Raw genomic sequence first — 16,073 nt, 5'->3', positions numbered from 1 at the left:
CGTCTCGACACACAGAAGGAAACGTCCATGGACACTCCCGTCAAGAAGCACCCTTCCCTGCCTCGTCCCATCCAGGGCGAGCTGAAGCTCGACCGTTCCAACCAGCTCCTCGCCGAAGCGCGGCGGCTGGTCCCCGGCGTCACGCAGTCCATGATGAAGCGCCCGGAGATGTTCGCGCTCGGCGCCTTCCCCGTGTTCCTGGCCAAGGGCAAGGGCGCGCTGGTGGAGGACGTGGACGGCCAGGAGTACATCGACTTCATCGGCGGCCTGGGCGCCAACATGCTGGGCCACAATGACCCGGCCGTGGTGAACGCCATCCGGGAGCACCTGGAGGAAGGTGTCCTCCACTCGCTGCCCACGCCCGTGGAGGTCTCCGCCGCCCAGACGCTGGTGGACCTCATCCCCGGCGCGGAGATGGCGCGCTTCTTCAAGACGGGCGCGGATGCCACGTCCGCCGCCGTGCGCCTGGCGCGCCACATCACCGGCAAGCAGAAGATCATCACCGTCGGCTACAACGGCTGGCACGACCACTTCATGTTCGACACGCCGGGCGTCCCGGCCGCGCTGGCGGCGCTGACCATCCGGATGCCGCTCTTCACGCCCCCGGACGAGCCGGCCCTGCTGGCCACCATCGAGAAGAACGCCAGCGAGCTCGCCCTGGTGTTGCTGTCGGTGCCCTACAACCGGCCCCTCACCCCGGCCTTCCTGCGGCAGGTGCGCGCCACGTGCACCGCGAACAACGTCCTGTTCGCCCTGGACGAGGTCGTCACCGGCTTCCGGCTCGCCCTGGGCGGCGCCCAGGAGTTCTTCGACGTCCGCGCGGACTTCGTCACGCTGTCCAAGAGCATCGCTGGCGGCATGCCGCTGTCGGCCATCGCCGGGCCAGAGAAGTACCTGAGCCGCCTGAGCGAGCTCCAGGTGTCCACCACCTTCGGCGGTGAGCTGCTGTCGCTGTACGTGTGCGAGGCGGTGCTGAAGGGCTACCGGGATGGCGCCTACATCCAGCACCTGGCCCGCCTGGGCCGCAAGCTGCGCGAGGGCGTCAACGCCCAGGCGCAGGCCGCGGGTTCGTCGCTGCGCGTGATTGGCTACGACGCGATTCCCTTCTTCCTGTTCGCCAAGGACCCGGCGGAGCACGCGAAGCAGATGCAGCCCTTCCAGGCGGGCATGGCCCGCCGGGGCATCCTGCTGCGCCGCGACGTCACCTTCCTCAGCACGGCGCACACGGAGGAGCAGATTGACTACGCCATCGAGATGACGGGCGAAGTGCTCCGCTCCCTCGCGAAGCCGGCGGCGGCCTAGCCCTTCGCGTCGTGGTGGTCCGAGGTGCCGCGCTTCCAATAGCCCGTCACCCGGACCCAGCTCTTGTTGGCGCCACGCTCGTTGATGAGGTGGTCCTTGATGGGGCGCACGGTGTGCGCCTCACCCGCCACCCAGGCGAAGTAGTCCCCCGCGGGGAACTCCAGCCCCCGGATGGCCTGCTGCAGCACGTCCGAGTGCCCCGCCTCCACGCCGTTGCGGTGAATCCACGTCACTGTCGCGTTGGCGCGGGTGGTGAACTGCTGCTCCTCGGACGCATCCGGGACTTCGCAGAACACGATGGCGCGCGTCCCCTCCGGCAGCTCCTCCAGGATGCGGCCAATGGCGGGCAGCGCCGACGGGTCGCCCGCGAGCAGGTACCAGCTGAAGTCCTGCGCCACGAACGTGGAGCCGCGCGGTCCACCCACGGCCAGCAGGTCACCGACCTGCGCCTTGCTGGCCCACGTCGTCGCGGGCCCCGTGCCGTGCACCACGAAGTCGATGTCCAGCTCGCCCGCCGCGGCGTCGTACCGGCGCGGCGTGTAGTCACGCGCGTCCGGCTTGCGCTCGCCTTCCTTCAGCACCAACCCCGTGGGCGTCACCGTGGGGATGACAGGCATGCGCTTGCCCTCCTCCGGGAACAGCAACTTCACGTGGTCGTCCGCGCCAGGGCTGTAGAAGCCCTCCAGGTCCTCGCCCGCCAGGGTGATGCGGACCATCTGCGGCGTCACCCGCGTCACCCGCTTCACCTCCAAGAGGCGGAACTTCACGGGGAACGGTCCCCGCCGATAGACACGCTCAGTCGTCGTCGTCACGAATGCTCCAGGTATCGATATTGACTATCATTTTCGATACCATGAAGCCCCCAGTCGGGCAACGAATGAAGGAGCCCCGCGGTGGCCGCCGCTCAGCGAGCGGCCAGCCGCGGGGACGACTGGCGTGTCGGCGGATACGCCCCGCTCACCTGCCAGGAAACGACCTCAGCCGCAGGTCAGGGTCCAGCGGCAGTTGTTGGACAGACACTCCCGGGCGCTGCCGCAGATGGCGCCCTTGGCCTTCTTGTTCTGACACTTGCCGGCGTTGAGCCCCCAGCCGCAGTACTGGGTGCTGGCGCAGTGGCTGTCGTTGGAGCAGGTGGAGCTGGTCGGATACTGGGCCGCGCGGGTCTCCTTCGGCACGTAGGCCGCCACACCGCTGGTGTCGATGTTCGCCGCGCTGTCCGCCATGCCGGTGCGCGTACCGGTGGCCCGCTCCCACATGTGGATGAACGTCTCGGACGAGCCCTCCAGGCCCGTGGTGTTGACGCCGAGCTGCTTCAGGTCACGCACCACGTCCGGCAGCAGGCCCACGTGGGCCAGGCCGTAGTTGTCGAAGTCCGTGCCCAGCGGCGGCGGGCCAGCGGAGAGCTGCTGCTGGGCCTGGAACGCCGCCTCCGCGGCGAAGCCGGCCGAGCAGGCGCCGTGGGGGCCGAACCGAGGACGGGTCTGCTGGATGAAGCCGTTGAGGTCCGCGCCGAAGCCCATGTTCACCTTGAGGCCCAGGCGGCCGAACTCGTAGGCCTGCGCCAGCGAGCGCGTGGAGCCCTGGCAGTTGTTGGCGACCGGCGTGCGGGTGTAGTCGCGCGTCTCGTCGTGCGCGGTGCGCAGGCCGAACATGCCGCCCGTCTGGCGCAGGTAGCGGATGATGGACGCGGGCGTCGTCTTCTCGTTGGCGGCGAGCCCCGGGTGCATCACCTCACGGAAGTGACCGTGGGAGATGTACATGGGGTAGTAGTTGCGGCTCTGGGCGATGGCGAACGTGTCGTCCACGGAGCGCTCGGACATGTGCGCCACGTCGACGAGCATGCCCTTGTTCATCATCTCGGCGACCAGCGCCCGGCCCTCGGTCGTCAGGCCCTTGGTGTTCTTGCAGTTCGCGTCCACGTCGAAGCCCAGCGTGAAGCCGTTGCCCGTGAGGGCGCAGTCGGTGTCCACGTGGCAGTTCTCCAGGAACTGCGAGACCTGGAAGATGGCGTTGTGGGGCGCCGCGCCGCCGAAACGGTTGTCCAGCTGGTGCACCGGCTGGATGGAGCGCACGCCCAGCGAGTAGACGCGGTTGAGCTCGGACTGCCAGTTCTTGGTGCCGAACAGCTTGCTCGACTCGATGGAGAGCACCATGGCCAGCTTGCCGGAGGCGATGATCTGCCGCGCGTGCGCCGGCGATAGCGCGATCTCCGCCCACGGCGTGCGAGCGTCGAAGTCACGCGCCATCTGCAACTGCACGTCCACGTCCACCATCTCGTCACATGGACGCTTGATGTTCTGGTACGGCAACGCCCTGCAGAGGAACTCGTTGCTCACCAGGGAGATGGTGACCAGGGACATGCCCCCCTGATGCGCCTGCTGCAGCCAGCCCTCCCAGGCCTGCTGATGCGCGATGGTGTCCCAGCGCGGCCACTGCGTGGGCACGCTCATCCGGCCCAGGTGGAGACCGGTGTCGCCCTCCGTCCCTTCGACCTCGCCGATGATTTCCGACGCCACCGCGCCGCCCACCCCGAACATCTGCGACAGCACCGGCACGCCGCTCAGATTGATTCCGCCCGCGTTGGGGCACACGTTGAGCATGGAGCTCAGGTCCATGCGAACGCGCGCGTGGTCGCTCTCCGGCAAGCCACCGTCACAGCTCACCAGGGAGCCGTTGTGCTTGCCGTGGAACCAACCACCGCTGAACGCCTCCTCGGCGAACATGTGGTGGTGCATCTCCGCGAAGCCCGGAACCGAAACGGGCTGTGCGACTTCGCCCGTCGCGGACTCCTCGACAAGCAAGTCTTCATCCGTGGGTTGGCACCCCTGGCTCAGCGCCATGACGGACATGAGGGAGAGGGACAGGAAACGCCGTGGGGCTGATCCGATACATCGCTGCATACAGTGCACCTTTCCGGTACCGCGGGGAGGTGCTCTCGGAGTACCAGGAGTGTGTCCTGTTTTTCAATGTTTCCAACTTTTTCTTGGGAAGTGAAACGGACAGGTGTCACACCGGTGTGAAGCGTCACGTTACAAACGGCGTTCAGGGCCCGTGGGCAGGTGGGGCAAGCCCCCACCATTCACAGATTGACGCTCCAAGATGGTCTCGACCTCACGGAGCCGCTGATGACGAAGTCCTGGCGTGCGTTCCCGGTACTGCTGCCCCTTCTGGCTGCCTGTGAGGCACCACCGGTGGACGACACACTCCCATCATCCGATGAAGCGTCCGCACGGCGGCCCGCGGACCACCGAACATGGGAGCCCTGCGGGAACAGCGTGCGCAGGCTCGCGGACACCCACCCCGGCCCCGAAGACGCAGCCATCCAGGAACGCCTTCACGGTGATGCCTTGCTCTTCTTCACCGCGGATGACGGTCAACACGGCGCCGAGCTGTGGACGAGCAGCGGCACGCAGGGCGAAGGAACCCGGCTGCTCCGGGACATCGCGCCGGGACCGGAGGGCTCCAATCCCACCGACCTCACACGCGTGGGAGACCGGCTCTTCTTCATCGCGGACGATGGCGTGAATGGCCGCGCCCTGTGGACCAGCGACGGCACGTCCGAAGGTACGTCCCTGGTGAAGCGCGTGCTTCCCATTGGCGCCAGTCTGGGAGATGGGCAGACGCTGGTCGCGTACCAGGGCCGGCTCTACTTCTCCGCCGCCGCGCCGGGTGGCGCGCACGGCAACGAGCTGTGGACCAGCGATGGCACGGACGCCGGCACCCATGAGGTCGCGGACCTCGTCCCAGGCGAGGACAGTTCCTTCCCTCGCCGCTTCGCCATTCACGACGGCTCGCTCTACTTCGTCATCAGCGTGGGCGAAGAGAACTGGCTCGTGCGCAGCGAAGGCGGAGCGGCCTTCACGCCCCTCCTCAAGGTCTTCGAGGACACTGTCATCTTCCGCATGAAGTCCGTGGGCGAAAGGCTCTTCTTCCTGGTGGACCCCGACGAAGGCGAGGCCACGCTCTACGTCACTGACGGCATGGCGGAGGGCACACGCCGCCTGCGCTTCTTTCCGGGCCGGTACCCGCACGACCTGGTGGCGTTCCAGGGCCGGCTCTATTTCAGCGCGGGCTCGGACGCGCCGGAGGGCGAGGAACTGTGGGTCAGCAACGGCACGGTGTCCGGCACGCGGCGGGTGAAGGACCTCCGGCCTGGAGCGGAGGGCTCGGCGCCGGCGTCCCTGACCGTGCTCGGAGACCACCTCTACTTCGCGGCGGATGACGGCCGGCACGGCCGCGAGCTGTGGGTGAGCGATGGCACGTCGAAAGGAACGAAGCTCTTCGCGGACCTGGTGCCCGGGACGGAGGGCGCATCTCCCACCGAACTGACTGCCATCCAGGGCTGGCTCTTCTTCGGCGCGACGACGGGGCAGGGCGCGGAGCCCTGGGTGAGCAACGGCACTGTGTCCAGCACCCGGAAGCTCGACGCGGGGACAGCGCGAGACCCACGCGCCTTCATCCGCTCCGGCTGGGACGTGTTCTTCACCGCCGAGGACGTAGCCAGCGGGCGCGAGCTCTACGCCCTGCCCTTCCGTCCCGCCAACGAGTGCATTCAGACGAAACCCTGAGCCCGCACGGAGATGGCGTTCGCCCCCGTCTGGCTTTGGTGAACAGGTGCCGCGCGTAATCGAGGACGCCCCCTGGCGGTGGCGCTTCGCCACGCATACCGATGGCGAGGGGCCGGCCACCCGAGATCGAGGGGGAACATTCATGCGTGCATGGCGTTTGTTGGTGGGAGTCTGTTTGTTGGCAATGGGATGCGGGGAATCCCTCACGGAGGAATCACTCTCGGGCACTGACGCACCCGAGACGGTCTCGGCTCAATGGGAAAACAGGCATCCCGAGCTCGGCCCGGCTTCTCTCCTGAAGGACATCTACCCGCCGCCCGAGGACCCGGTGCCTGGCCCATTCGGCGGCCCCACGCCCACGGACCTGACGTCCTTCCGGGGTCGGCTCTTCTTCTCCGCTTTTGACTTCGAGGCAGGCAAGGGCGCCCTGTGGCGCAGCGAAGGAACGACCGCGAGCACCGTGCCGGTGAAGCACCTGGTGGACCCGCCCGGACGGCTGACGGTGGTGGACAAGAAGCTCTTCTTCACGGGGGGCTTCAGCGAGGAGCACGGCGCCGAGCTGTGGGTGAGCGATGGCACGACCGCTGGCACGCGTCTGATCAAGAACCTCCGCCCGGATTCCGGCTACACCATCCTGGAGAACTTCATCGCGGTGGGTGACACCCTCTTCTTCTTCCGGGTGGTCCGCCCGGCCATCATCGCCTCCGGCAACGTGGAGCTCTGGCGCAGCAACGGCACCTCCGCGGGCACGGTGCGCGTGAAGAACCTGGGTCCAGAGGAGGCCGTGAACGGTCCCCTGGACGTGGCGAGCGTGGGCAACCGCCTCTTCATGAGTCTCGGCATGCCTGAGACGGGCACGGAGTTGTGGGTCAGCGACGGCACCTCCGCGGGAACCCGCCTGGTGAAAGACATCCTCCCGGGCACGGGGTCGTCGTTTCCGCGGAATCTGACTGCCGCGGCGGGCATTCTCTACTTCTCCGCCAACGACGGCGAGCACGGACGCGAACTGTGGCGCAGTGACGGCACGGCCCGGGGCACGGAGCTCGTCGAGGACACCCGGCCTGGACCCGAGGGTTCGGAGGCGCAGCCCATCACCGTCTTCAAGAAGCGCCTCTACTTCGCGACGTTCACCCCTGGCTACACGGCGACCGAACTCCGCAAGCTGGATCCAGACCCGACTTGCCACCCGCGCTCGAACCGTGTCGCGACCATCCCCAACCCGTACGCGAACTCACCGCGCGAGTTCTTCATCTTCGTGTCCTCGTTCACGGCAACCGAGCCAAAGCTCTACTTCACGCTCTTCTATGATAACGGGAGTCCCGCCCCGTTCGATGTCCAGCTGTGGAGGACGGATGGCACCACGCAGGGCACGAAGCTGCTGTATCAACCGCTCATCGTCTCCCCGGACCTGCGAGTGCCCACGCCCGTTCCCACGGATGACGGCCGAGTCGTCCTCTACGCCTACGACACGGCCCACGGCCACGAGCTGTGGGTGAGCAACGGACAACCAGGAGGCACCCGGCTGCTCCAGGACATCCTCCCCGGGCCCGCATCCTCCTATCCGCAGGACCTGCTCCGCGCGGGCGACTTCATCTACTTCACCGCTAAGGATGCGGTGCACGGGCGGGAGATCTGGGTGCTGCCCGTTCCTCCGGACAGGAAGTGACATCCAGCGCAGGTGATGAGCGTGTCTGCCTCATCACCTGCGAACGGTGGACGTCTACGGGGACGACTTCAGCGCCATCGTCTCCGCGAGCACGTCAACCGCTGGAGCCCTGAGGATGGAGTGGTGGTCACCGGAGAGTTCGTGCACCTCCACCCCTCCTGCCGCCAGCGCTCCCCAGCCGCCATCCGTGCCCGTGGGTACGTGCGTCTCGCTCGCGCGCAGCAGCGTGACGCGGCCACCGTAGCGTCCCGGTTGATAATCCCAGAGGGCGCGGAGGTTGCTCTCGTAGACACGGTACAGCGCGTGGAGTTGTTCGGATCCAACGCCCTGAGCCAGAACGCCGGTGCGCCGCCCCAGCGCCAACAGGCGGCCCAGCAGCGAAGCCTCATCCGCGGGATGCGCGTCCGCCATCAACTCCGAGACGGGCAGGCCCAGGAGCTGACCCGTGAACTCCACGAACCGGGCGGCAATCCACTCCGCGCCCACGGGTTCCACTGGCCGCTGATCGAAGGCGTAGGCGTCAATGAGCGTCAGCTGCTCCACCTGCTCCCCCTGCTGTTCCAACTGCCGCGCCATCTCGAAGGCCACCACACCTCCCAAGGACCACCCCGCCAGCCGGTATGGCCCGCTGGCCTGGACGCCGCGCATGGCCTCCACATAGGTGGCGGCCATCGCCTCCACGGTCCCCAGCGGAGCCCGCTCGCCTTCGAGGCCCGGGGCCTGGAACGCGTAGAACGGTTGGTCAGGCCCCAGGCGCCGCGCCAGTTCCAGGTACGGCAGGACGTTGCCACTGACGGGATGGACGCAGAAGACGGGCCGCTGCGAACCGCCACTCTGGATGGGCACCAGCGGGGACACGTGCCCGGGTGCCTGCCGGAGCCGAGAGGCCAGCTCCGCCAGCGTCCCCGCCTGGAACAGTGAAACCACGGGCAGGCTGCGTCCCAGGCGCTCGCGGATGAGCGACACCATCCGCATGGCCAGTAGCGAATGCCCACCCAGCTCGAAGAAGTCGGAGTGGATGCCAATGGGGCCTGTGCCCAGCAACTCCTCCCAGATGCGCGCGAGCAGGAGCTCCAGCGCATCCCGAGGCGCCACATAGGCCCGCGTCGACTCCTGACGGAGGGCGTCCGGCGCCGGGAGCGCCTTGCGGTCCACCTTGCCGTTGGGCGTCAGCGGCAGCGAGGCCAGCACCATCACCACCGAGGGCACCATGAAGTCCGGCAGCCCTTCCTTCACGAAGCGCCGGAGCGCCGTGGCATCGGGCACCGTGTCCGGCTGGGGCACGATGTACGTCACCAGGCGGCGCCCTTCGCTCCCGTCGCCGCGCACGAGCACCACGGCCTCGCGCACGTCTGGATGCCTTCGCAACACCGCCTCGATTTCGCCCAGCTCGATTCGGAAGCCACGCACCTTCACCTGCTGGTCGATTCGGCCCAGGTACTGCAGCACGCCATCGGGCAACCACCGCACGCGATCTCCGGTGCGGTACAGCCGCGCTCCAGGCTGCGGACTGAACGCGTCGGGAACGAAGCGCTCGGCGGTCAACTCGGGCCGGTCGACATACCCTCGCGCAAGCCCAGCCCCGCCCAGGTACAGCTCGCCCGCCACGCCCTGAGGCACGGGTTGACCGAGCGCATCCAGCACGTACGCGCGAGTCCCCTCAATCGGCCGCCCCACGGTGGGCTCCCGCGTGGCGCCGCGAGGGGCCACGGTCCAGGTCGAGTACGTCGTGTCCTCGGTGGGGCCGTAGAGGTTGAGCACGCGCCGCACACCGGGTGCGGACTGGTGGATGGCTTCCACCAGGGATTGGGCCAGCGGTTCTCCCGCCAGGTTCACCGTGCGCACCGAGTCCGGCACGGCATGGGCACGTACCAACTCCGCCATCGCGGAGGGCACCGTGTTGACGAGCGTCACCCGCCGGGCCCCCGAGAGCGACGGCAACTCCAAGGCATTGCGAGCGATGACCACGGCCCCGCCACGGATGAGCGGCGCGAACATCTCGAACACGGACAGGTCGAAGTTGAGCGACGTGGAGGCGAGGACCCCCACCAGCTCGTCCGACGAGAAGGCCCGCGTCGTCCAGCGCAGGAAGGCCACGGCGCTGCGATGCGCCAGGGCCACGCCCTTCGGCCGGCCCGTGCTGCCCGACGTGAACAGCACGTAGGCCAGATGGTCCGGAGCGGTCCTGGACACAGGCGCCGCCTCGGCTACCGCCACGAGCCCATTCGCATCGTCGAGCGCCAACCGGGCCACGTCCCCGTGAGGCAGCGCGTCCAGCAGCGCGCGCTGGCCCACCAGGACGCGAGGCTGGGAGTCCTCGATCATGAAGGCCAGCCGCTGGCTCGGGTATGCCGGATCCAACGGGACGTATGCGCCACCCGCCTTGAGGATGCCGAGCACCGCGATCAGCAGGTCCGCATTGCGCTCCGCGCAGAGGCCTACGCGGACCTCCGGCCCGACGCCCAGAGTGCTGAGCTTCCGCGCCAGCTGGTCCGACCGCTGCATGAGCTCGCGGTACGTGAGCACTTCGTCACCAGCCACCACCGCCACGGCGTCGGGCGTGGCCGCCGCCTGCTGTTCGACCAGGGCGTGGATGCTCGTCTCCGCGACGCCGCCGGAGCCGGTGTCATTCCACTCCACCAGCAACCGCCGCTGTTCGACCGAGTCCAGAAAGGGCAGTGCGAACACGGACCGGTCCGGCTCCGCCATGGCACCTTCAAGCAGCCTCTTCAGGTGGGACAGCAGTCGCTCCGCCGTCTCGGGCTCGAACAGGACGGTGCTGTACTCCAGTCCACCGGAGAAGCCGTCCTTGCCTTCCACGAAGCCGAGCGAGAGGTCGAACCGCGACACCCGGTGCTCCACGGCGACGTGCTTCATCCCCATGCCGGCCTGCGTGTCTCCCCCAGCATCTGGCGTGCTGTCGAAGGTGAGCATGACCTGGAACAGCGGCGAATGGCTGAGGCTGCGCTCCGGACGCAGCGCCTCGACGAGCTTCTCGAAAGGCACGTCCTGGTGCGCGTAGGCGCCAAGCGTGACCTCCCGGACCCGAGCCAGCAGCTCGCGGAAGGACGGGCTGCCGTCCAGCCGGGTCCTGAGCACCAGCGTGTTCACGAAGAAGCCGATCAGCCCCTCCGTCTCCCCGCGAGTGCGTCCGGCGATGGGCGAACCGACACTCACGTCGTCCTGCCCTGAGTAACGCGCCAGCACGGCCTGGAACGCCGCCAGCAGCACCATGAACGGTGTGACACCTTCACGGCGGGCGAGTGCATGTACCGCCTCGGACAGCTCACGGCCCAACGAGAAGGGCACGTACGCCCCTTCCAGAGACTGGACTGCCGGACGCGGCCTGTCCGTGGGCAGCTCCAGCAACCGGGGCGCGCCGTCCAGGCGTTGCTTCCAGTAGCCGAGCTGCGCATCCAGGACTCCTCCCTGGAGCCACTCGCGCTGCCAGACCGCGTAGTCCGCGTACTGAAGCGGCAGCTCCGGCAGGTGCGACGGCTGTCCCTGGGAGAAGGACGCATAGAGCTCGGTCAGCTCGCGAACCAGGAGCCCCATGGACCAACCGTCCGAGACGATGTGGTGCATCACCAGCACCAACACATGGTCCTGCTCCGACAGCGCGAGCAAGGCGAGCCGCAACAACGGACCGCTTTCAAGGTCGAACGGGTGCTGTGACGCCTCTTGCGCGATCCGCTGAGCCTCCTCTTCCCGCCGCGTCACTGGCAACGAGCGCAGATCCACGATGTCGAGCCGAACGCTGCCCTGCGGGTCGATGACCTGTACCGGCGCCCCACCCTCGGTCCGGAACGTGGCGCAGCGATTCGTGACGGCGGACCAGTGCGTCGAAACTCTGCTCCAGCGCGGGAACGTTCAAGGCGCCGGACAGCCGCACTGATGCAGGGACGTTGTAGACGGTGCTCCCCGGTTCCAGCTGCGCGAGGAACCACAGGCGCTGCTGGGCGAACGACAGGGGAAGTGCCCTGTCGCGAGGAACCCGTACCAACGGCGGTGGCTGCACGCCGCCATCCGTTTTCGACGTGCGATCCAGCCGCTGGGCCAGCTTCTCCACCGTGGGGCACTCGAAGATGTCTCGAAGGGGGAGCTCCACTTGGAGTTCCTCCCGCACGCGCGACACCAACTGCGTTGCCAGCAACGAGTGTCCGCCCAGCTCGAAGAAGTCTCCGTCGAGCCCGACCCGCTCGACCTTCAGGACGTCGACGAAGATTGCGGCCAGCGTCTTCTCGGTCACCGTTCGAGGCGCCACATACTTCTCGCTCGCCGTGCCCTCCGTGTCCGGGGCGGGCAGTGCCTTGCGGTCCACCTTGCCGTTCGGCGTCAGCGGCAACGACTCCAGCACCACGTACGCTGACGGCACCATGTACTCCGGCAGCCGTTGCTTCACGTGGCTTCTCAGTGCACCCGCGTCCAGCGAGGCACCTTCCCGTGCCGTCACGTAGGCCACCAACCGCTTGCCTTCGTTCCCATCCTCCCGCGCCACCACCACGGTTTCGTTGACGCCACCGTGCTGCGCCAGCGCCGCTTCCACTTCGCCCAGCTCGATGCGGTAGCCACGCACCTTCACCTGCGTGTCCGCGCGGCCCAGGAACTCCAACGTCCCGTTGGCCAGCCACCGCACCATGTCCCCCGTGCGGTACAGCCGCTCTCCCTCGCCGAATGGACTCGGCACGAAGCGTTCCGCCGTCAGCTCCGGGCGCCCCACGTACCCCACCGCCAAGCCGTCTCCGCCTACGTACAGCTCGCCCGGCACCCCCACCGGCACCGGACGCATTGCCCCGTCCAACACATAGGCCGCCGTGTTCTTCACCGGCCGGCCAATGGACACCGAAGCGCCTACCTCCTCCGGCCTCTCCATCCGGTACGTGCTGGAGAACGTCGTATTCTCCGTCGGGCCGTACCCGTTGATGAGCACACCGCCCGCTGCCAGCCGCTCCTTCACACGGGACACCGGCAGCGCGTCACCACCCGCCAGCAACTGGCGGACGCTGGCCAAGGCCTTCGGCTGCCGCGCCTGCATCTGCTCGAAGAGCGCCGCTGTCAGCCACAACGACGTCACGCCAGAAGACTCAAGCTTCCGGCCCAGCTCCTCCAACGTCGGCGTCCCTGCCGGATACACCACCAAGCGCGAGCCGTGCAGCAGCGCGCCCCACACCTCCAACGTCGACGCGTCGAAGGAAATCGGTGCCAGTTGCAACCACACTTCCTCAGGCCCGAAGTGTGCGAAGTCCGTTCCCAGCACCAGGCGTGACACCGCTCGGTGCGGCACAGCCACACCCTTCGGCTTCCCCGTGCTTCCCGACGTGAACATCACGTACGCCAGGTTTCCACCGCCCACGTTGGCGCTGGGCGTGGTTTCCGGCTGGAGGGCAATCTGCGTCTCCCACTCCGTGTCCACGCACACCACCAGCTCGCCGCCCGCGGCGACTTCGTCCGCGAGCTTCTCCTGCGCCACCAGCAATGCGACGCCGGCCTCCTGCTTCATCCATGCCAGTCGCGCCAGCGGGTAGCTGGCATCCAGCGGCACGTACACGCCCCCCGCCTTCAGGATGCCCAGCACGCTCACCACCAGCTCCAGTGAGCGCTCCACGCACAACCCCACCCGCACCTCAGGCCCAACGCCCATTCCCCTCAGGTGGTGCGCCAGCTGGTTGGCACGGCGATTCAACTCCGCGTACGTCAGTCGCTGGTCCTCGTACTCCACCGCCACCGCGTCCGGCGTCCGCTGCGCCTGCTCTTCGAAAAGGGCACTCAGGCTCGCATCGCGCGGATAGGTCGAAGCCGTCCCGCTCCATTTCTTCACCAGTCGATGCTGCTCCTCACTGCCCATCAGCGGCAGCTCGGCCAGCCGCTTCGCCGGCTCAGCGACGGCGGCCTCCAACAGCACCCTCAAGTGTCCGAGCAGCCGCTCCATCGTCTCTGCTTCGAACAGGTCGCTGTTGAACTCCAACGCGCCCGTGAGTCCGCCTGCGCTCGACTCTCCCAAGCCGAGGGTCAAATCGAACTTCGACGTCTTCCCTGCCGACTCCGCTGCCTCCAACTTCAACCCGGGCAGACTTACCGCGCCTCCTGGAGTGTTTTGCAGCACGAACATCACCTGGAACAGCGGACCGCGGCTCAGGTCCCGCTCGGGCTGCAGCTCCTCCACCAGTCTCTCGAAAGGCACTTCCTGGTGCGCGTATGCACCCAGCGTCACTTCGCGCACCTGTGTCAGCAGCTCACGGAAGCTGGGATTGCCATCCAGCCGTGTCCGCAGCACAAGCGTGTTCACGAAGAAGCCAATCAGCCCCTCTGTCTCGGATCGCGTGCGATTGGCGATGGGGGAGCCCACAGAGACGTCGTCCTGGCGCGCATAGCGCGACAGCACCACCTGGAAGGCCGCCAGCAGCACCATGAAGGGCGTCGCGCTCTCCCGCTGCGCCAGCCCCTTCACGCCCTCCCACAGCCCCTTCGGCCACTCCAACCCTCGCGTCTCTCCTCGGTACGTCTGGACCGCCGGCCTCCCCTTGTCCGTCGGCAACTCCAGCGCCGCTGGCGCACCCGCTAGCTGCTTCCTCCAGTACCCGAGTTGCTCTTCCAGCACCTCGCCCTTCAACCATTCACGCTGCCACACCGCGTAGTCCGCGTACTGCACCTCCAGCTCCGCAAGCGGTGACTCGCGCCCCTGCGAGTACGCCTCGTACAGAGCCACCAACTCCCTCACCAGCACGCCCATCGACCAGCCGTCCGACACGATGTGGTGCATCACCAGCACCAACACGTGCGCTTCCTCCTCCGCCTTCAGCAGCGTTGCCCTCAGCAGCGGGCCCGTCTCCATGCTGAACGGACGAAGTGTTTCGAGTTCCGTTCGACGCTGGACCTCCTGGGTCTTCTCCGTGCCCTGGAGTGCACTCAGGTCCACGAACTCCAGCGCGCCCCTTCCCGAGGGAGAGATGACCTGGGTGGGAACGCCTGCCTCGGAACGGAAGGTCGTGCGCAGCGCCTCATGACGGAGAATCAGCGAATGGAAGCTCCGTTCCAGCGCTGCAACATCAAGGACCCCCAAGAGCTTCACCGCCACGGGCACGTTGTAGAAGGTGCTGTCGGGATCAAGCTGGTGGAGGAACCACAACCGTTGCTGCGCGAACGACAGAGGAAGCGCGCCGCCTCGTGAAGCGCGAACCAGCGGAGGTCCTCTCAGCGCAACAGCGGCTCCCGAGGCACCGTCCAGCCGCCTCCCCAGTGTCTCAACAGACCGGGACTCGAAAACTGTCCGGAGTGGCAGTTCGACTCGGAAGGCCTCGCGCACGCGAGACACCAACTGCGTTGCCAGCAAGGAGTGGCCGCCCAGCTCGAAGAAGTCGTCGTTGACGCTGACGCGCCCGACGTTCAGCACCTCGCTGAAGAGGGACGCCAGCTTCTCCTCTGTCGGAGTCCGTGGCGCCTCGAAGTGCGCTGCCTTATGGCTGTGTGCATCCGGTGCAGGCAGCGCCTTGCGGTCCACCTTCCCGTTCGGCGTCAGCGGCAGCGACTCCAGCACCACGTACGCCGACGGCACCATGTACTCCGGTAGCCACTGCTTCATGTGGCTTCTCAGCGCGCTGGCCTCCAGGCCCGTGTCCGTGCGCGCTGTCACATACGCCACCAGTCGCTTGCCTTCGCCTCCATCCTCCAGCGCCACCACCACGGCTTCGTTGACGCCACCGTGCTGGGCCAGCGCCGCTTCCACTTCACCCAACTCGATGCGGTAACCGCGCACCTTCACCTGCGTGTCCGCTCGGCCCAGGAACTCCAACGTCCCGTTGCTCAGCCACCGCACCACGTCCCCCGTGCGGTACAGCCGCTCTCCTTCGCCGAATGGATTCGGTACGAAGCGCTCCGCCGTCAACTCCGGGCGCCCCACGTACCCCACTGCCAAGCCGTCTCCGCCCACGTACAGCTCGCCCGGCACCCCCACCGGCACCGGACGCATCCCCGCGTCCAGCACATAGGCCACCGTGTTCTTCACCGGCCGGCCGATGGACACCGACGCTCCTACTTCCTCGAGCGCTTCCATCCGGTACGTGCTGGAGAACGTCGTGTTCTCCGTCGGGCCGTATCCGTTGATGAGCACACCGCCCGCCGTCAGCCGCTCCTTCACACGGGACACCGGCAAGGCGTCGCCACCCGCCAGCAACTGGCGGACGCTCGACAAGGCCTTCGGCTGCCGCGCCTGCATCTGCTCGAAGAGCGCCGCTGTCAGCCACAGCGACGTCACGCCAGAAGACTCCAGCTTGCAGCCCAACTCCTCCAGCGACGGCGTCCCCGCCGGGTACACCACCAGCTTCGCGCCGTGCAGCAATGCGCCCCACAGCTCCAGCGTCGATGCGTCGAAGGAAATGGGCGCCAGTTGCAGCCACACCTCCTCAGGCCCGAACTGAGCGAAGTCCGTCTCCAGTACCAGGCGTGACACCGCTCGGTGCGGCACGCCCACGCCCTTCGGCTTCCCTGTGCTTCCTGACGTGAACATCACGTACGCCAGGTTTCCACCGCCCACGTTGGCA

The 16,073-nt window shown here is 67.5% G+C and carries 7 protein-coding genes and 1 pseudogene (1 of these 8 only partly in view); 3 read left to right on the top strand and 5 right to left on the bottom strand.

The genetic code is table 11. From position 1 onward, the window contains the following. The first annotated feature begins 27 nt into the window (after positions 1–27). The gene (gene mxcL, locus OZ403_RS18880; RefSeq protein WP_268784767.1) at positions 28–1,302 is read left to right on the top strand and encodes a myxochelin B biosynthesis transaminase MxcL; all 1,275 of its coding nucleotides are present in this window, start codon (positions 28–30) and stop codon (positions 1,300–1,302) included. Here mxcL and OZ403_RS18875 read toward each other — a convergent pair. Both OZ403_RS18875 and OZ403_RS18870 read right to left on the bottom strand, forming a co-directional pair. Next, complete coding sequence (locus OZ403_RS18875) at positions 1,299–2,114, bottom strand: siderophore-interacting protein (protein ID WP_268784766.1); 816 nt, start codon at positions 2,112–2,114, stop codon at positions 1,299–1,301. The genes mxcL and OZ403_RS18875 overlap by 4 nt on opposite strands. Positions 2,115–2,279: 165 nt before the next feature. After that, positions 2,280–4,202 carry a membrane dipeptidase gene (locus OZ403_RS18870; protein ID WP_268784765.1) on the bottom strand — a complete coding sequence of 641 codons (1,923 nt, stop codon included), beginning with the start codon at positions 4,200–4,202 and terminating at the stop codon, positions 2,280–2,282. Positions 4,203–4,577: 375 nt separating this feature from the next. Between OZ403_RS18870 and OZ403_RS18865 the strand changes: the two genes are divergently transcribed. Then, positions 4,578–5,870, top strand: a complete 1,293-nt coding sequence (locus OZ403_RS18865; protein WP_268784764.1) for an ELWxxDGT repeat protein — start codon at positions 4,578–4,580, stop codon at positions 5,868–5,870. 328 nt (positions 5,871–6,198) lie between these two features. Beyond that, positions 6,199–7,536: an ELWxxDGT repeat protein gene (locus OZ403_RS18860; protein ID WP_268784763.1), complete on the top strand. Its 1,338-nt coding sequence runs from the start codon at positions 6,199–6,201 to the stop codon at positions 7,534–7,536. 54 nt (positions 7,537–7,590) lie between these two features. On the opposite strand, the gene OZ403_RS18855 is transcribed toward OZ403_RS18860, so the two are convergent. The 3 genes and pseudogenes from OZ403_RS18855 to OZ403_RS18845 all read right to left on the bottom strand — a co-directional run. Further along, positions 7,591–8,730: a thioesterase domain-containing protein gene (locus tag OZ403_RS18855; RefSeq protein ID WP_268784886.1), complete on the bottom strand. Its 1,140-nt coding sequence runs from the start codon at positions 8,728–8,730 to the stop codon at positions 7,591–7,593. A 21-nt stretch (positions 8,731–8,751) separates the two neighbouring features. Continuing rightward, positions 8,752–11,286, bottom strand: a pseudogene (locus tag OZ403_RS18850) (non-ribosomal peptide synthetase); the annotation flags it as partial. Further along, positions 11,189–16,073, bottom strand: partial view of a non-ribosomal peptide synthase/polyketide synthase gene (locus OZ403_RS18845; RefSeq protein ID WP_268784762.1) — the final stretch only. 26,762 nt of this gene lie beyond the right edge of the window; the window shows 4,885 of its 31,647 coding nt (coding positions 26,763–31,647); its start codon lies beyond the right edge, outside the window — the gene reads right to left on this strand; it ends in the stop codon at positions 11,189–11,191. The pseudogene OZ403_RS18850 and the gene OZ403_RS18845, both read right to left, overlap by 98 nt.

It is taken from the genome of Myxococcus sp. NMCA1, assembly GCF_026810205.1.
Taxonomy (GTDB): domain Bacteria; phylum Myxococcota; class Myxococcia; order Myxococcales; family Myxococcaceae; genus Myxococcus; species Myxococcus xanthus_A.
This window is presented reverse-complemented; position numbering and strand designations above follow the sequence as displayed.